A 16,042-nucleotide genomic window follows, 5' to 3' on the forward strand; every position below is an offset into this window, starting at 1 on the left:
GTCGGGCGGCGGGGCTTCAGACTCCGGGCAGCGGGTCCTGCTCGACCTCATGGCGGCGGGTGCGGATGTCCGGGGGCGCGGGGTGCAGTTTGGCGTCGCAGGCGGGGCCGAGTCCGGTGCGGCGCGACTCGGCGCCGGTGAGCGGGCGGCCGCACAGCCGGCAGCGCACCACCCGCCGCCGGGCGGCCGGGCCGTCCTCGGATGCGGACCCGGCGCCGGGGGCCGGGACGGGGAGGGGCTCGGGGAAGAGTTCGGCGGACACCACGGAATCGATCTTCCCAGAGCACCCGTCTACTGTGCGACTTCCGAGTACACGACGGAGGGGGTTCCCTGGTGAGCAACGTGCTGGCGATGAAGCCGGTGACGCGGCCCGAGAAGGGCGGCGGGGCGAGGGCCGCGGTACCGGGGGCGGTCGCGCCCGTCGGTCACGTCGTCAAGGCGACCGACGGGACCGACGGCAGGCGCCGGGAGGTGGCGCACGTGGAGCGCGAGCTGCCGCCGGGCGGCGTGTCCGCGTATCTGGCGGCCCGCAAGGCGGGGGCGCGTTCCCTCGTGCTGTGGGCGGACCCGGAGCGCCGGAACCGGCTGGCCACGCTGATCACCGAGTCCGCGTCCGACGGCGTCTGCGTCTACCGGGTGCTGGGCGCGGGGGGCGAGACGATCGGCACGCTCGTGCGGGAGAAGGCCCTCTCCGGCAAGGGGCTGCGGACCCGGTGGACGGTGGCGCAGCCCGGCTGCCCGGAGGCGGTCGGTTTCAAGGGCCGGATCTTCTGGTGGTTCGTGTGGTGGCTGCTGCTGCCCGTCCAGACGGCCATCGGCGTGGGCAGTCTCCTGAGCGGGGGCGGTGACGTGGCGCGCGGGCCGCGTCGCATCATCTGGCGGGCCGGCCGGGAGGTTCCGCTGGAGTTCCTCTCGGACGGCAACGAGGTGCACGTCCACTCGTCCTGGGTCGACTGGCGGCTCGCGGCCGCGCTGGCGGCGCTGATCCCCACCTTCGACAGCTGGCTGGGCACGCCCTGGGACGACAAGCGGAACTGAGCCGGGCCGTGGCGCACCGGTGGCGTCGTCGCGCCGCCCGGGCCTCCCGGCGGCCGTGGCCGGGAGGCCCGGCATGCCGGAAGCCCGTCGAGCCGCGATGATCGGACTCAGGGACCGCGGGCACCTGCCGGGCAGGCGTCCGTCCCGCGGCCCCGTGTCCCGGCGCCGTACGGCGCGGCGCCCGTGCAACGGCAGGAGGGTCCCCCATGCGCCAGGACCCGGGCTCGACGCCCCAGGACCCGGACCAGCTGCTCCGGACCGCACCGCACGCGACGCCCGAGCAGCGGGCGGCCCGCGGCAGGGCGGCCAGGCGGGACACCCCGCGTTCGAGCCACGCCGAGTTCGTACCACCGGCGGACCGGCCCGATCCGCTGGGCATCCTCGAGACCCAGTCGGCCGCCAGGGTGCCCGAGCTCGTACCGATCCGCTACGGGCGGATGATCGAGTCGCCGTTCCGCTTCTACCGGGGTGCCGCCGCGATCATGGCCTCCGACCTGGCCACCACGCCGAGCAGCGGGATCAGGGCCCAGCTGTGCGGGGACGCCCATCTGCTGAACTTCCGGCTGCTGGCGTCGCCGGAACGGAACCTCCTGTTCGACATCAACGACTTCGACGAGACGCTGCCCGGCCCCTGGGAATGGGACGTCAAGCGCCTGGCGACCAGCTTCGTCATCGCGGGCCGCGCGAACGGCTTCACGGACAAGGAGCGCGCGGACATCGTGCTCACCACGCTGAGGTCGTATCGGGAGTCGATGCGCCGGTTCGCCGGCATGCGCAATCTCGACGTCTGGTACTCGCGGATCGACATCGACCGGCTCAAGGAGGTGGCGTCCGGGCAGCTGGCGAAGCGCGGCCGCAAACGGCTGGACCGGGCCGCGGCGAAGGCCCGTACCCGGGACAGTCTGCAGGCGTTCGGCAAACTCACCGAGACGGTGGACGGGCAGCCGCGCATCGCGGCGGACCCGCCGCTGCTGGTGCCGGTGGCCGATCTGCTCCCGGACGTCGAGCGCGACGCGATCCAGCAGTTGTTCCGCGGGCTGATCATCCGCTACGGGCGCAGCCTGCCCTCGGACCGGCGGGCCCTGCTCTCGGACTTCCGGTTCGTGGACATGGCGCGCAAGGTGGTCGGCGTCGGCAGCGTCGGCACGCGCTGCTGGATCATCCTCATGCTCGGCCGGGACGGCGACGACCCGCTCCTCCTCCAGGCCAAGGAGGCCGACGTCTCGGTCCTCGCGCCCCATGCCGGTGCCTCCTCCTGCGACAACCAGGGCGAGCGAGTGGTCTCGGGCCAGCGGATGATGCAGGCGGCGAGCGACATCTTCCTCGGCTGGGAGCGGGTGGAGGGCCTGGACGGCCGGCGTCGCGACTTCTACGTGCGCCAGTTGCGCGACTGGAAGGGGATCGTCGAGCCGGAGGAGATGGTGCCGTCCGGCATGCGGGTGTTCGGCGAGGTGTGCGGCGCCACGCTGGCGCGGGCCCACGCGCGTTCCGGGGACCGGATCGCCATCGCCGCGTACCTGGGGCGCGGGCCCGCGTTCGACCGGGCGGTGGCGCGCTTCGCCGAGAAGTACGCCGACCGCAACGAGCGGGACCACCGGGCGCTCGTCGACGCGGTGCGCGCGGGCCGGCTCCCGGCGGCCGAGGCGTCCTGAGACGCCCGGCCGGCCTCTTCCCCGCCGCTAAGTGGTTTTCTCCTTGTACGGGTCCGCGCACAGGGCCCAGATGATGAAGACGTTGATGGCGATGAGCACCAGCGCCCAGAACGGGTAGTGGGGCAGCCACAGGAAGTTGGCGAGTGCCGACAGTCCCGCGACCACGATGCCGACGACGCGCGCCCAGGCGGCGCCGGTGAACAGCGCGCAACCCGCGATGAGGATGACGATGCCCAGGATGAGGTGGATCCAGCCCCAACCGGTGAGGTTGAACCGGAACAGGTAGTCGCGCGCGACGACGAACACGTCGTCCTTGGCGATGGCGGCGATGCCCTCGAAGATCGTCATCGCCCCGCCGAAGATCATCAGGACCGCCGCGAAAGCGGTCCAGCCGAACCGGAAGGGGTGGTGCGAACTCGTGACGCCGGGCGCCGCTCCCGGTGCGTGACCGGTGCTGGCCATTTCGGCCTCCTCGGATAGCAGAGCAGTCCGGCAGCCCGGGTCGGGCCACCGGGGCCTCCCGGGACAAGCCTGGCACGTCGCCACCCGTTCGGCAGAACGACCGGGGCGCGCGGCGCCGCCACGACCCGATCCGTCTCAAGTCCGGGATATTGTCTCCGTCATGGGAGAACCCGAGGAGATGGAGCCCGACTCCGTCGATGCCCGGCTGGCCGCCCGGCTGGGCGGGCTGCGCGCCGAGCGCGGCTGGTCGCTGGACGAGCTCTCGCGGCACAGCGGGGTGAGCCGTTCCACGCTGTCCCGGCTGGAGCGCGGCGAGTTGAGCCCGACGGCGTCCCTGCTCGGCAGGTTGTGCACGGTCTACGGACGGACGATGTCCCGGCTGCTGCTGGAGGTGGAGGCGGAGGCCCCGCAACTCGTCCCCGCGGCACGGCAACCGGTGTGGCGGGACGAGGAGTCGGGCTTCGTGCGCCGGTCGGTCTCGCCGCCGCACGCCGGTCTGCGCGCGGAGGTCGTCGAGGGCACCCTCGACGCGGGGGCCGCCATCGCCTACGGGGACGCGCCCGTGCCGGGGACGGAGCAGCACGTCTGGGTGCTGGAGGGAACGGTCGAGATCACCGTCGACGGCACCGCGCACACGGTGCGCAGCGGCGACTGTCTCCGTTTCCGGCTGCGCGGCCCCTCGCACTTCCACTGCCCCGGGCCGGGGCCGGTCCGCTACGCGCTGATGATCGTCCTGCCGTGACGGCCCGGCAACTCGACGGCCGGGAAGAGGTCCGCGGCACCCGTGAACACCGTGAAAGGAATCCGCCCATGACCGGGATCGTCTGTGCGTCCGGGCCCGAACTGGTCACCTACGCCGACGAGTTGGCCGCACTGCTGATGGACGCCGTGGACGGCGGTTCGTCGGTGGGTTTCCTCGCGCCGCTGGACCGGGACGTGGCCGCCGCCTGGTGGCGGGAGCGGGCCGAGGCCGTCGACGCCGGTCTCCTCCAGGTCTGGCTCGCCCTCGACGCGGAGCGGGTGGCCGGGACCGTCACACTGGCCCGGGCCCGGCTGCCCAACGCCCGTCATCGCGCGGAGGTGGCCAAGTTGATGGTCCGTTCGTCGGCCCGCGGCCGGGGGCTCGGCCGGTCGCTGCTCGACGCCGCCGAGCGGTCGGCCGCCGACGCCGGCGTCACGCTGCTGGTCCTGGACACCGAGAGCGGCAGCCCCGCCGAGCGGCTCTACCGTTCGGCGGGCTGGACGCGGTGCGGTTCGATCCCGGACTACGCGGGCGACCCGGCCGGGGTCCTGAAGCCGACCACGCTCTACTACAAGGCCATCGGCCCCGCCCGGCCGGAACCCGCGCGGGACGGCTCTTGATCCGGACCGCCGACCGCCGGACCGCCGTCGGACGGCGGTCCGGCGGTCGGGACCGTCACGAGCACTGTCGGGGCGGCCGACTCCCCGGCCGGCAGGAGGAGTTCCCGCGCGCGGAGCCGTCCGGCGGCCCGGCACGTATCCGGTCACGGGTCGCCCGTCGGGGGCACGCCCCGTCCGGTGCGGGTCCGGACTCCCGCAGGTCGGCGGCGTGTGCGGGATTCGAACAGCCCCGCCACCGGTTTCGTGCCGGCCGTCCCGGGGCGCGACAATGACCGCCGGTAGCCACACCTACGAGGAGGCCCTCATGACGCTGCACGACATTCCCCTGCGCACCCTCACCGGCGAACCCACTTCCCTGGCCGACTACGACGGGCAGGCGGTCCTGCTGGTGAACGTCGCGTCGAAGTGCGGGCTCACCCCGCAGTACGCGGGTCTGGAGCGGCTCCAGAACACGTACAGGGAACGCGGCTTCACCGTGCTCGGCGTCCCGTGCAACCAGTTCGCCGGTCAGGAGCCGGGCAGCGCGGAGGAGATCCGGACCTTCTGCTCGACGACGTACGGGGTCAGCTTCCCGCTGCTGGAGAAGATCGAGGTGAACGGTGAGGGGCGCCACCCGCTCTACACCGAGCTGACCGCCCTCGCGGACGAGGAGGGCGAGGCGGGCGACGTCCAGTGGAACTTCGAGAAGTTCCTCATCTCGCCGGCGGGCGTGCCGGTCGCCCGGCTGCGCCCGCGCGTGGAGCCGGAGGCCCCGGAGCTGATCGCCGCCATCGAGGCCCAGCTGCCCGCCTGACCCGTTCCGTCGCGGGCCCGGCCGGACTTCCCGGCCGGGCCCGGCCGTCGGCCGTCCCGTCCCCGGCGGCCGACGACGGGGCGGGGCCGTCCGCCCCGCCCCGTCCCGCGTCAGCGGATCGGCATGCCCGACAGGGTGCGGGCGATGACCAGGCGCTGGATCTCGCTCGTGCCCTCGAAGATCGTGTAGATCGCCGCGTCCCGGTGCATCCGCTCCACCGGGTACTCGCGGGTGAAGCCGTTGCCGCCGAGGATCTGGACGGCCTGGGCGGTGACCTTCTTCGCCGTCTCGCTCGCGTACAGCTTGGACATGGAGCCCTCGGCCGAGGTGAAGGGCTTGCCGGTGGTCGCCATCCACGAGGCGCGCCAGACCAGCAGCCGGGCCGCGTCGATCTGCGTCCGCATGTCGGCGAGCTGGAAGGCGACGCCCTGGTTGTCGATGATCGGGCGGCCGAACTGGGTGCGGGTCTTCGCGTAGTCCAGCGCGACCTCGTACGCCGCGCGGGCGGTGCCCACGGCCATGGCTCCGACCGCGGGGCGGGACGCCTCGAAGGTGGCCATCGCGGCGTTCTTCACCCGCTCGCCGCCACCGGCCGCGGCACGCTCGCGGGCCCGGGCCAGACGCTGGTCGAGCTTGTCCTTGCCGCCGAGCAGGCAGTGGCCGGGGACGCGGACGTCCTCCAGGACCACCTCGGCGGTGTGCGAGGCGCGGATGCCGTGCTTCTTGAACTTCTGGCCCTGGGAGAGGCCGGGGGTGTTCGGCGGCACGATGAACGAGGCGTGCCCCTTGGAGCCCAGCTCGGGGTCGACCACGGCGACGACCACATGGACGTTGGCGATGCCGCCGTTGGTCGCCCAGGTCTTCGTGCCGTTCAGCACCCACTCGTCCTTGGCCTGGTCGTACACCGCGCGGGTGCGCATCGAGGCGACGTCGGAGCCCGCGTCCGGCTCGGAGGAGCAGAAGGCGGCGACCTTGACGTCACTGGCGTCGCCGTACATCTGCGGGATCCAGGTGCCTATCTGCTCCTCGGTGCCGTTGGCCAGGACGCCCACGGCCGCGAGGCCCGTCCCGACGATCGACAGGGCGATGCCCGCGTCGCCCCAGAAGAGCTCCTCCATCGCCATCGGGATGCCCAGGCCCGTGGGGTCGAAGAACTGCTGGGCGTAGAAGTCGAGGGAGTAGATGCCGACCTTGGCCGCCTCCTGGATGACGGGCCAGGGCGTCTCCTCACGCTCGTCCCACTCCGAGGCCGCCGGCCGGATCACATCCGCGGCGAAGCCGTGAAGCCAGTCACGGACCTGCTTCTGGTCGTCGTTGAGTTCGAGCGTGAACTCCGCCATGTTCCCCTCCACGTACTGCCGTGAAAAAACCACTCGTTACTTGCGGTAACCGCAGTCTGTTACCGACAAGTAGCCTCTGTCAACCACACTGCTTCCGATCCGCGCCCCCCTGGGCAGAGTGTTACGTTGCGCAGGCAGGACGTAATGGCACGGTCAGGGCGGGGAGAAGCGACATGGAGACCACACGACAGGCCGAGCGCCAACGGACGGCGGCCGAAAACCGCCGTCGCGAGCTGCTCGAAGCCGCCGACCGCGTGGTGCTCAGGGACGGTCCCGGCGCCTCGATGAACGCCATCGCCACGGAGGCCGGGATCACCAAGCCCATCCTCTACCGGCACTTCGGCGACAAGGGCGGCCTCTACCGCGCCCTGGCCAAGCGCCACACCGACGCCCTGCTGATCGCCCTGCGCGCCGCGCTCGACGCCCCCGCCGAGCGTCGGCAGCGCGTCGAGTCGACGCTCGACACCTACCTCGCGGCGATCGAGGCCCGCCCCCAGGTCTACCGATTCCTGATGCACCCCGCCGACGACGCGGCCCCCGCGACGGAGCAGGGGTTCGACGTCGGGCGGCACTCGGCGCCGTTGCTGCGCCGGCTCGGCGAGGAACTCGCCCTGGTGATCGCCGAGCGGGTGGACCTCGGCCCGGACAGCGAGACCACGGCCCGCATCTGGGGCCACGGCATCGTCGGCATGATGCACGCGGCCGGCGACTGGTGGCTCGGCGAACGCCCCTGCTCCCGCGAGCAGTTGGTGCGCAGCCTGGCGGACCTGCTGTGGGGCAGACTGGCCGCCGCACAGGACCGGCCCGGCGGGCCGGGCTTCTGAGGCCGGCCGGCGGGCGCTCAGCCGGTGGTGCGCGCCCAGGGCGCCCGGCGGGCCGCACGCAGCGCCCTGCGACGGCGCAGTCCGGTCAACCGGTCCGTGTAGACGGTGCCTTCGAGGTGGTCGCACTCGTGCTGGAGGCAGCGCGCGAAGAAACCGGTGCCGGTGATCCGCACCGGCTCGCCCTCCACCGTGAAGCCCTCGACGACGGCGCGGTCGAAGCGCGGGGTGCCGGCCTCCAGGCCGGGCAGCGACAGACAGCCCTCCGGGCCGCGTACGGTGATGCCGTCCGCCTCGACGAGCGTCGGGTTGACGAGATGGCCGAGGTGACGGACGTCCTCGTCGTCCGGGCAGTCGTAGACGAACACCCGCAGCGGAACGCCGATCTGGTTGGCCGCGAGGCCGACCCCCTCGGCCGCGTACATGGTGGCGTACATGTCCTCGACGAGCCGGGCGAGCGTGGGGCCGAAGTCCGTGACGGGCTCGCAGGCGCCGTGCAGCACCGGATCGCCGAGCAGACTCATGGCGCGGATCAGGCCGGAACTGCCGGGGATCGGGCGGTTTCGCATGGCCGCAATCGTACGTTCCGCGTGGCCACGGCCTTTCCGGCGGTGCCAGGGTGCGGCCGTCGCGCCGGACATCGATAGGCTGGGCACGGACCGATGCAAGGAGGATCTAGGACGATGGCAGGCAACACGGAGCCGCTGTCGCCACGGGCCAAGCTGGCCGTGACGGCGGGCAGGGCCGCGGCGGCGGTGTCGCGCGCCGCGGGGCGCGGCAGCGGATCGGTGATCGGCGGCCGGGTGGCGCTCAAGCTCGACCCCGACCTGCTGGGGCGGCTGGCGCAGCACCTGGACGTGATCCTCGTGTCGGCGACGAACGGCAAGACGACGACCACCCGGCTGATCGCCGAGGCACTGCGGGCCGCCGGCCCGGTGGTGTCGAACGCGCTCGGCGCCAACATGCCCGCGGGCATCACCTCGGCGCTGGCCGGCGGCTCGGACGCGCAGTACGGCGTGATCGAGGTCGACGAGAAGTATCTGGCCGGGGTCGCCCGCGACACGACGCCCAAGGTGATCGCGCTGCTCAACCTCTCCCGCGATCAGCTGGACCGCGCGGCGGAGACCCGGATGCTGGCGGAGAAGTGGCGTGAGGGACTGTCCGGCTCCAAGGCCGTGATCGTCGCCAACGCCGACGACCCGCTGATCGTCTGGGCGGCGTCCTCCTCCCCCAACGTGGTGTGGGTGGCGGCCGGTCAGGCGTGGAAGGACGACGCCTGGTCCTGCCCCGCCTGCGGCGGTGTGATGCAGCGTCCGGGCGACGACTGGTTCTGCGGCGAGTGCGGATTCCGCCGCCCCGCGCCGAGCTGGGTGCTGCACGGCGACTACGTGCTGGACCCGCACGGCTCGGCCTGGCCGATCCATCTCCAGCTGCCCGGCCGCGCCAACAAGGCCAACGCCACCAGCTCCGCCGCCGTGGCCGCCGTCTTCGGCGTGCCGCCGCAGGTCGCGCTGGAGCGGATGTACCAGGTGCAGGCCGTCGCCGGCCGCTACGACGTGGTGACCTTCCTCGGCCGTGAACTGCGGCTGCTGCTGGCGAAGAACCCGGCGGGCTGGCTGGAGACGTTCTCCCTGATCGACCCGCCGCCGACGCCGGTGATCCTCTCCGTCAACGCCCGCGGCGCGGACGGCACGGACACCTCCTGGCTGTGGGACGTGGACTACACCCAGCTCGCCGGTCACCCGATCTTCGTGCTCGGCGACCGCAAGCTGGACCTGGCGGTCCGCCTCGAGGTGGCCGGTCTGGACTTCCGGGTCTGCGAGACCCTCGACGAGGCCGTGCAGCAGGCCCCGCCCGGCCGTATCGAGGTCATCGCCAACTACACCGCCTTCCAGGATCTGCGCCGTCGTGTCGGCAACTGACCCCGGCCCCGGCCACCTCCGGAGAGGACGAAGCATGAGCAACAACGGTCTGCGTCTGGTCTGGGTCTACCCCGACCTCCTCAGCACCTACGGCGACCAGGGCAACGCGCTGGTGGTGGAGCGCCGGGCCCGGCAGCGCGGGCTCGACGTGCAGCGCGTCGACGTGCGCAGCGACCAGCCGGTGCCGACGTCCGGCGACATCTACCTGATCGGCGGGGGCGAGGACCGGCCGCAGCGCCTGGCCGCGGAGCGGCTGCGCCGCGACGGCGGGCTCAGCCGGGCCGCGTCCAACGGCGCGATCATCTTCTCGGTCTGCGCCGGCTATCAGATCCTCGGGCACGAGTTCATCAACGACCTCGGCGAGCGCGAGCCCGGTCTCGGACTGCTCGACGTGGTCTCCACCCGCGGCGAGGGGGCCCGGTGCGTCGGTGACGTGCTGGCCGACATCGACCCGAACCTCGGCCTGCCTCCGCTGACCGGTTTCGAGAACCACCAGGGCGTCACCCATCTCGGCCCGACGGCAAGGCCGTTCGCCCGGGTGAAGCTCGGCCGGGGCAACGGCACCGGCGACGGCACCGAGGGCGCGTACAACGACACCGTCTTCGGCACGTACATGCACGGCCCCGTCATGGCGCGCAACCCGCAGATCGCGGACCTGCTGCTGAAGCTGGCCCTCGATGTGAACGCCCTGCCGCCTACGGACGACCGCTGGTACGAGGCGCTGCGCGCCGAGCGCATCGCGTCCGCGACACAGCCCGCCTGATGAGGCCGAATTCGCTCGTCTGAGCAGATTCCAGCAGGTGGACGCCCGGTTCGGTCCCGCCACCCTGCGCCGGTAGGGTGGCGGGGAACCAGCCGGACGACGGGGTCCGGTCGTCGGCCCACGTTGCAAAGGTTTCCCGGGCAATGCGAATTGGTGTTCTCACCTCCGGCGGCGACTGCCCCGGCCTCAACGCCGTCATCCGTTCCGTCGTACATCGCGCGGTGGTCGACCACGGCGACGAGGTCATCGGCTTCCACGACGGGTGGAAGGGCCTGCTGGAGTGCGACTACCGCAGGCTCGATCTCGACGCGGTCGGCGGCATCCTCGCCCGCGGCGGCACGATCCTCGGCTCCTCCCGGGTCCAGCCCGCCCATCTGCGCGGCGGCGTCGAGCAGGCCCGGGGCCATGTCTCCGACCTCGGTCTCGACGCGATCATCCCGATCGGCGGCGAGGGCACGCTGAAGGCGGCGCACCTGCTGTCCGAGGCGGGCCTGCCGATCGTCGGTGTGCCCAAGACCATCGACAACGACATCGCGTCCACCGACGTGACCTTCGGCTTCGACACCGCCGTCGGTGTCGCCACCGAGGCGCTCGACCGGCTCAAGACCACCGCCGAGTCCCACCAGCGGGTGCTCATCGTCGAGGTCATGGGCCGCCACACCGGCTGGATCGCCCTGCACTCGGGCATGGCGGCCGGTGCGCACGCCATCGTGGTGCCGGAGCGCCCCTTCGACATAGACGAGCTGACCGAGGTGGTCGGCAAGCGCTTCTCGGCCGGGAAGAAGTTCGCGATCGTGGTCGTCGCCGAGGGCGCGAAGCCGCGCGCGGGCTCGTCCATGGAGGTCGAGCAGGGCAGCAAGGACATCTACGGGCACGAGCGCTTCGCCGGCATGGCCACGCGGCTCTCCATCGAGATGGAGCAGCGGCTGGGCAAGGAGGCCCGCCCGGTGATCCTCGGCCACGTGCAGCGCGGCGGCACGCCGACCGCGTACGACCGGGTGCTCGCCACCCGCTTCGGCTGGCACGCGGTGGAGGCCGCGCACCGCGGTGAGTTCGGCATGATGACGGCGCTGCGCGGCACGGACATCGTGATGGTGCCGCTGAACCAGGCCGTGGAGACCCTGAAGACGGTTCCGGCGGAGCGGTACGCCGAGGCGGAGTGCGTGCTCTGAGCGACGCCCCGTCCCCGGGACCGCCCCCGGCCGCAACCGCGGCCGGGGGCGGTTCTACTCTGGTCGGGACAACCGGCGCGAAACGGGGACGTCCCCAGCGGGAGTGAACAGATGGACCACAGCGGGCACGGCATGAACATGGACCTGCCGCCGTTCACGCTGGGACGGGGGCTTCAATTCTCCGCCGACCCGTTCTTCCTCATCGGCTGTGTGCTGGGCCTGGCCCTGTACGGGTACGCCGTGGTGCGGCTGCGCAGACGCGGGGACGAGTGGCCGGTCGGCCGGATCGTCTTCTTCGTCGTCGGCGTGCTGAGCATCGCCCTGGTGATGTGCACCAGGCTGAACGACTACGGCATGGTCATGTTCAGCGTGCACATGGTGCAGCACATGGTGATCAGCATGCTGTCGCCGATCCTGCTGCTGCTGGGGGCCCCGGTGACCCTGGCCCTGCGCGCGCTGCCGGTCGCCGGCCGCGGCCGCACCGGCCCGCGCGAGCTGCTGCTCATGCTGCTGCACAGCCGGTACATGAGGGTCATCACGCATCCGGCCTTCACGATCCCGATCTTCATCGCCAGCCTGTACGCGCTGTACTTCACCCCGCTCTTCGACTTCCTGATGGGTTCGAAGACCGGTCACATCGCGATGATGGTGCACTTCCTCGCGGTCGGCCTGGTGTTCTTCTGGCCGATCATGGGCGTCGACCCGGGGCCGCACCGGCCCGGTTACGTCATGCGGATGCTGGAGCTGTTCGCCGGTATGCCGTTCCACGCGTTCTTCGGCATCGCGCTGATGATGGCGTCCACCCCGATGGTGGAGACGTACCAGCATCCGCCGGCCTCGCTCGGCATCGACGCGCTGAGCGACCAGAACTGGGCGGGCGGCATCGCCTGGGCCTTCAGCGAGATCCCGTCGGTGCTGGTGCTGATCGCGCTGGTCTTCCAGTGGTACCGCTCCGAGCAGCGGACGGCGAAGCGCTCCGACCGGGCGGCGGAGCGCAACGGTGACCAGGAGCTGGAGGCGTACAACGCCTATCTCGCCTCTTTGCAGGCGCGCGGACGGTAGCGGTGGACACGCCTCAGGGGTGACGATGGCATCCACGGCCGTCCGGCCGACGAGGAGGGTGCGGGCATGTCCGGATCCACGAAGGCCATGGGAGTGCTCACGCTGGGAGCCCTGGTGGTGGTCACCGCGTACACGGTGGCGCTGGGGAGCAGCGGCTGGCTCTGGTTCGGCTGGGTCGTGCTCGGCCTGATCACCCTGGGAATGGCCGCGACGCGCGAGTCCTGAGACGGCCCCGGGAGCGACCGGGGCCGAGGCGTACGGGGGACTCGCCGAGGAGCCGAAGGGCCCGGCGCCGATGTGGGCGGCCGGCCCGCTGCGCGCCCCGGTCGCGGCCGGTGTCCGTTCAGGACACGAGCAGGCGGAGTCCGAGATCTGCCGCGTCGAGGTCCGCGAGGCCGCCGTTGCGTTCGGCCCACCGGCCGGATTCGAGGTCGTCGCCCAGGCTTCGCACCGCCCGCTGCTCGGCCTGTGGCCCGACCCTCGTCCACACCGACATCGCCCGGCGCACACGATCCTCCAGATACGCTCCCGGCCGGCGCCAGTACGCCTCGAACAGGCCGTCGGCGCAGTCCCACGGGACGGGTACCGGCTCGGCGCGGGCGCCGATCGCATCGGCCATCCCGGCGAGCGAGGGAAATCCCGCGAGGACGGCGGCGAACTCGGGCAGGTAGTCGCGGGTGAGCCAGAACCGGTCCTGCCACCCGGGCTCGTCGGTGTCGAACGTGAGCACCACCACACGACGGGCCACTCGTCGCATCTCGCGCAGCCCCGCCCGCGGGTCCCTCCAGTGGTGAACGGTGGAGACGGCCATCGCGACGTCGAAGGACCGGTCCTCGAACGGCAGGCTCTCCGCGGCGGCGGCCACGCACGGCGCCGAGCCGGCGGGCCGCTGCCCCCGCATGACCGCCGACGGCTCCACCGCGGTCACGTCACGGTCGGCGGGTTCGTAGGAACCGGTGCCGGCCCCGACGTTCAGCACCCGCTGCGCGTCCCCGAGCGCGTCCAGGATCTGTGCGGCGATCCGGGGGTCGGTACGCCGGGTCGCGGTGTAAGCGCCGCCGATCGCGTCGTACAGTCGCGCGCCGAGCATCTCCAGTTGCTTCTCCGGTGTCACTGCCAGTCCCTTCGCCCGTGCCCCGAGTTCCCTGTCGATGGCCGCCACCATGGCGTCGGCGCGGTCACGTCGCTCCAGCAGCAGGCCGCGCAGTCGGCGCAGGTGCGCGACCGCGTCGGCCGACGGGTCGCCGACCAGTTCTGCGACCTCGCGCAGACCGAAGCCCAGCCGCCGGTAGGCCAGCACCTCCCGAAGCCGCTCCACGTCACGCGCCGAGTAGGCCCGGTACCCGGCCGCGGTCCGCGCCGAAGGACGCACGAGTCCGATCTCGTCGTAGTGGTGCAGCGTGCGGACGGTCACACCTGCCAGCTCGGCCACGCGTCCCACGGTCCAGTGATCTTCCACGGGTCCGACTATGCGGCCTGACGTCACGTGAGGGTCAAGAGCCGGCTGATGGCGGGCGGGAGGGGACGGCCTCGACCGCCCGCCCGGCGCATGACCACGGGCACCGGCCGCAAGCACGCGGCACCGCGGCACACGCACCCACCGGTCCCGGGGCCGTGATCTCTTCCCCACCGTCCCGGGACGGATCCGTTCATCCGTCCCCTTCACCCGTCGGCGAAGGGGACGTTCGCCGTTTCGCGGACCGGCCGGCCCGGCACGGACGGAACACTCTTCTCCGGTTTCCGGCACACCGGCCGTCACCTGCGGTTGCACGCCGCGGGGCCGTTCCCGTCCGGCCCCGGCCCGCTGCGGGACCGTGAGGCGGTTGCGCTTCAACTCTTGACAGGTGCGCATCACCACGCCACCTTGGGAGCGCTCCCACAATCAAGAATCGCACACGGCGACGACCGTGTGTCCGACCTCGGGAGCACCCCCGAAACGCCGGGTTCCGCCTCCCCGGGGCCCGTTCCGCACCGCGCGCACCCCCTGTACGCCGCTCCTCTTCCGGCACCTCTCCCCCACGACGCGCCGATGGCCACCGCTCTCACCGGCGGGGCCCGGTGCGGGGCAGCGCACCCCGAGCCGTTGCCCCGGTACGGCACCACCCCCAGGTCCGCGGGCCGACCTCCCGCGGGCACCCGAGAGAAACATGGAGCCGCAATGAGAAGGACAGGCACCACCTCGCACGGGACACGCCGAAGGCCGGCCGCCTCACGCCGGAGGCAGGCCGCACTCCTCGCCCTCGCGCTGGGCGCGGCACTGACGGTCGCCCTTCCCCCGCCCGCGTCGGCCGCGGCCCGGGTCGACAACCCCTACGCGGGCGCCACCCCCTATGTGAATCCCGACTGGTCCGCCCGGGCCGCCGCCGAACCGGGCGGTGGCGTCATCGCCGACGAGCCCTCGTTCGTCTGGATGGACCGCATCGCGGCCATCGAGGGCACGGGGGACGCGAAGGGGCTGCGCGAGCACCTCGACACGGCGCTGGAGCAGGGCGCCGACCTGTTCCAGGTGGTCGTCTACGACCTGCCGGGACGGGACTGCTCCGCGCTGGCCTCCAACGGCGAACTCGGTCCCACGGAGATCGACCGGTACAAGAACGAGTACATCGATCCCATCGCCGGCATCCTCGCCGACCCGGCCTACGCGGGCCTGCGCATCGTCACCCTCATCGAGCCGGACTCGCTGCCGAACCTGGTGACCAACGCCGGCGGCTCGGACGGCTCCACCGAGGCCTGCGCGACCATGAAGGCGAACGGCAACTACGAGAAGGGGGTCGGTTACGCCCTGCACACGCTGGGCGCGATCCCCAACGTCTACAACTACGTCGACGCCGCCCACCACGGCTGGCTGGGCTGGGACTCCAACTTCGTGCCGGCGGCGCAGGAGTTCAAGAGGGCCGCCACCACGGAGGGGGCGACGGTCTCCGACGTGCACGGGTTCATCGTGAACACGGCCAACTACTCGGCCCTGAAGGAGCCCTACTTCAAGGTCACCGACGCGGTGAACGGGACGACGGTGCGCCAGTCCAAGTGGGTGGACTGGAACTACTACGCCGACGAGCTGTCGTTCGCGCAGGCGCTGCGCACCGAACTGGTGCGCCAGGGCTTCGCCCCGGACATCGGCATGCTGATCGACACGGCCCGCAACGGCTGGGGCGGCTCGGCCCGGCCCACCTCGGCGGGCCCGCTGACCGGCGTGGACGCCTATGTCGACGGCGGCCGGGTGGACCGGCGCATCCACGCCGGCAACTGGTGCAACCAGAGCGGTGCGGGCATCGGCGAACGGCCGACCGCCGCCCCCGAGCCGGGCATCGACGCCTATGTCTGGGCGAAGCCGCCGGGCGAGTCGGACGGCAACAGCCGGCCCATCGACAACGACGAGGGCAAGGGCTTCGACCGGATGTGCGATCCGACGTACACCGGGAACGGCCGCAACGGCTACAACCTGTCCGGGGCCCTGCCGGACTCCCCGCTCGCGGGCCACTGGTTCTCCGCCCAGTTCCAGGAACTGGTGCGCAACGCCCACCCGCCGCTGGGCGGCGGGAGCGCGTGACCCCGGGCGCGTCGTCCCCGTCGGGTGGCTGCGCCGGCTGACCGGGCTTCCCCTCTCGCCGTCCGCGCGGGCGGGGGGGGGGGGAGAACACGTCACGGTCCCCCC

The 16,042-nt window shown here is 72.3% G+C and carries 16 protein-coding genes and 1 pseudogene; 12 read left to right on the forward strand and 5 right to left on the reverse strand.

Translation table 11 applies throughout. The features are described from left to right. Positions 1-16 precede the first annotated feature (16 nt). Complete coding sequence (locus ABZZ04_RS36085; protein WP_356936468.1) at positions 17-265, reverse strand: DUF6011 domain-containing protein; 249 nt, start codon at positions 263-265, stop codon at positions 17-19. A gap of 68 nt (positions 266-333) precedes the next feature. Between ABZZ04_RS36085 and ABZZ04_RS36090 the strand changes: the two genes are divergently transcribed. Together ABZZ04_RS36090 and ABZZ04_RS36095 are read left to right on the forward strand one after the other, a co-directional pair. After that, the gene (locus ABZZ04_RS36090; protein WP_356936469.1) at positions 334-1,038 is read left to right on the forward strand and encodes a hypothetical protein; all 705 of its coding nucleotides are present in this window, start codon (positions 334-336) and stop codon (positions 1,036-1,038) included. 206 nt (positions 1,039-1,244) lie between these two features. Continuing rightward, positions 1,245-2,690 (forward strand): DUF2252 domain-containing protein, encoded by a 1,446-nt coding sequence (locus ABZZ04_RS36095; protein WP_356936470.1) that lies wholly within the window; start codon positions 1,245-1,247, stop codon positions 2,688-2,690. 27 nt (positions 2,691-2,717) lie between these two features. On the opposite strand, the gene ABZZ04_RS36100 is transcribed toward ABZZ04_RS36095, so the two are convergent. Beyond that, the gene (locus ABZZ04_RS36100; RefSeq protein ID WP_356936471.1) at positions 2,718-3,152 is read right to left on the reverse strand and encodes a hypothetical protein; all 435 of its coding nucleotides are present in this window, start codon (positions 3,150-3,152) and stop codon (positions 2,718-2,720) included. A 160-nt stretch (positions 3,153-3,312) separates the two neighbouring features. Here ABZZ04_RS36100 and ABZZ04_RS36105 point away from each other — a divergent pair, with 160 nt between their 5' ends. The 3 genes from ABZZ04_RS36105 (at position 3,313) to ABZZ04_RS36115 (ending at position 5,307) form a co-directional block, all read left to right on the forward strand. Continuing rightward, a complete protein-coding gene (locus ABZZ04_RS36105; protein WP_356936472.1) occupies positions 3,313-3,894 on the forward strand; it encodes an XRE family transcriptional regulator in 582 nt (193 codons plus the stop codon). A 68-nt stretch (positions 3,895-3,962) separates the two neighbouring features. Continuing rightward, complete coding sequence (locus ABZZ04_RS36110) at positions 3,963-4,514, forward strand: GNAT family N-acetyltransferase (protein WP_356936473.1); 552 nt, start codon at positions 3,963-3,965, stop codon at positions 4,512-4,514. 304 nt (positions 4,515-4,818) lie between these two features. Further along, positions 4,819-5,307, forward strand: a complete 489-nt coding sequence (locus ABZZ04_RS36115; protein WP_356936474.1) for a glutathione peroxidase — start codon at positions 4,819-4,821, stop codon at positions 5,305-5,307. A gap of 110 nt (positions 5,308-5,417) precedes the next feature. Here the strand turns inward: ABZZ04_RS36115 and ABZZ04_RS36120 are convergent, their stop codons facing one another. Next, on the reverse strand, positions 5,418-6,647 hold the full coding sequence (locus ABZZ04_RS36120) for an acyl-CoA dehydrogenase family protein (RefSeq protein ID WP_356936475.1): 1,230 nt from the start codon (positions 6,645-6,647) through the stop codon (positions 5,418-5,420). 173 nt (positions 6,648-6,820) lie between these two features. Here ABZZ04_RS36120 and ABZZ04_RS36125 point away from each other — a divergent pair, with 173 nt between their 5' ends. Next, positions 6,821-7,471 (forward strand): TetR family transcriptional regulator, encoded by a 651-nt coding sequence (locus tag ABZZ04_RS36125; protein WP_356936476.1) that lies wholly within the window; start codon positions 6,821-6,823, stop codon positions 7,469-7,471. 17 nt (positions 7,472-7,488) lie between these two features. Here the strand turns inward: ABZZ04_RS36125 and def are convergent, their stop codons facing one another. Next, positions 7,489-8,037, reverse strand: a complete 549-nt coding sequence (gene def, locus ABZZ04_RS36130) for a peptide deformylase (RefSeq protein ID WP_356936477.1) — start codon at positions 8,035-8,037, stop codon at positions 7,489-7,491. A 114-nt stretch (positions 8,038-8,151) separates the two neighbouring features. On the opposite strand from def, the gene ABZZ04_RS36135 reads away from it, so the two are divergent. From ABZZ04_RS36135 to ABZZ04_RS36155, 5 genes are all read left to right on the forward strand, one after another. After that, positions 8,152-9,390: a MurT ligase domain-containing protein gene (locus ABZZ04_RS36135; protein ID WP_148837871.1), complete on the forward strand. Its 1,239-nt coding sequence runs from the start codon at positions 8,152-8,154 to the stop codon at positions 9,388-9,390. A 34-nt stretch (positions 9,391-9,424) separates the two neighbouring features. Beyond that, positions 9,425-10,153, forward strand: a complete 729-nt coding sequence (locus tag ABZZ04_RS36140) for a glutamine amidotransferase (protein WP_148837870.1) — start codon at positions 9,425-9,427, stop codon at positions 10,151-10,153. Positions 10,154-10,296: 143 nt separating this feature from the next. After that, positions 10,297-11,325: a 6-phosphofructokinase gene (locus ABZZ04_RS36145; RefSeq protein WP_356936478.1), complete on the forward strand. Its 1,029-nt coding sequence runs from the start codon at positions 10,297-10,299 to the stop codon at positions 11,323-11,325. A gap of 111 nt (positions 11,326-11,436) precedes the next feature. Next, a complete protein-coding gene (locus tag ABZZ04_RS36150; RefSeq protein ID WP_356936479.1) occupies positions 11,437-12,387 on the forward strand; it encodes a cytochrome c oxidase assembly protein in 951 nt (316 codons plus the stop codon). 66 nt (positions 12,388-12,453) lie between these two features. After that, positions 12,454-12,612 carry a hypothetical protein gene (locus tag ABZZ04_RS36155; protein ID WP_356936480.1) on the forward strand — a complete coding sequence of 53 codons (159 nt, stop codon included), beginning with the start codon at positions 12,454-12,456 and terminating at the stop codon, positions 12,610-12,612. Positions 12,613-12,730: 118 nt separating this feature from the next. Here ABZZ04_RS36155 and ABZZ04_RS36160 read toward each other — a convergent pair whose 3' ends face one another. Beyond that, complete coding sequence (locus ABZZ04_RS36160) at positions 12,731-13,828, reverse strand: MerR family transcriptional regulator (protein WP_356936481.1); 1,098 nt, start codon at positions 13,826-13,828, stop codon at positions 12,731-12,733. Between the two features lie 717 nt (positions 13,829-14,545). On the opposite strand from ABZZ04_RS36160, the pseudogene ABZZ04_RS36165 reads away from it, so the two are divergent. Further along, positions 14,546-15,928, forward strand: a pseudogene (locus ABZZ04_RS36165) (glycoside hydrolase family 6 protein); the annotation flags it as partial. Between the last annotated feature and the right edge of the window lie 114 nt (positions 15,929-16,042).

The sequence above is a fragment of the Streptomyces sp. NPDC006435 genome (assembly GCF_040612315.1).
In the GTDB taxonomy this organism is placed as follows: Bacteria; Actinomycetota; Actinomycetes; order Streptomycetales; family Streptomycetaceae; genus Streptomyces.

Excerpts from the sequence above, each read along its gene's own strand:
- ABZZ04_RS36100 (WP_356936471.1), bottom strand. The coding sequence starts at position 3,152 with ATGGCCAGCACCGGTCACGCACCGGGAGCGGCGCCCGGCGTCACGAGT.
- ABZZ04_RS36115 (WP_356936474.1), top strand. The coding sequence starts at position 4,819 with ATGACGCTGCACGACATTCCCCTGCGCACCCTCACCGGCGAACCCACT.
- ABZZ04_RS36155 (WP_356936480.1), top strand. The coding sequence starts at position 12,454 with ATGTCCGGATCCACGAAGGCCATGGGAGTGCTCACGCTGGGAGCCCTG.
- ABZZ04_RS36110 (WP_356936473.1), top strand. The coding sequence starts at position 3,963 with ATGACCGGGATCGTCTGTGCGTCCGGGCCCGAACTGGTCACCTACGCC.
- ABZZ04_RS36105 (WP_356936472.1), top strand. The coding sequence starts at position 3,313 with ATGGGAGAACCCGAGGAGATGGAGCCCGACTCCGTCGATGCCCGGCTG.
- ABZZ04_RS36140 (WP_148837870.1), top strand. The coding sequence starts at position 9,425 with ATGAGCAACAACGGTCTGCGTCTGGTCTGGGTCTACCCCGACCTCCTC.
- def (WP_356936477.1), bottom strand. The coding sequence starts at position 8,037 with ATGCGAAACCGCCCGATCCCCGGCAGTTCCGGCCTGATCCGCGCCATG.
- ABZZ04_RS36095 (WP_356936470.1), top strand. The coding sequence starts at position 1,245 with ATGCGCCAGGACCCGGGCTCGACGCCCCAGGACCCGGACCAGCTGCTC.
- ABZZ04_RS36120 (WP_356936475.1), bottom strand. The coding sequence starts at position 6,647 with ATGGCGGAGTTCACGCTCGAACTCAACGACGACCAGAAGCAGGTCCGT.
- ABZZ04_RS36125 (WP_356936476.1), top strand. The coding sequence starts at position 6,821 with ATGGAGACCACACGACAGGCCGAGCGCCAACGGACGGCGGCCGAAAAC.
- ABZZ04_RS36150 (WP_356936479.1), top strand. The coding sequence starts at position 11,437 with ATGGACCACAGCGGGCACGGCATGAACATGGACCTGCCGCCGTTCACG.
- ABZZ04_RS36135 (WP_148837871.1), top strand. The coding sequence starts at position 8,152 with ATGGCAGGCAACACGGAGCCGCTGTCGCCACGGGCCAAGCTGGCCGTG.
- ABZZ04_RS36145 (WP_356936478.1), top strand. The coding sequence starts at position 10,297 with ATGCGAATTGGTGTTCTCACCTCCGGCGGCGACTGCCCCGGCCTCAAC.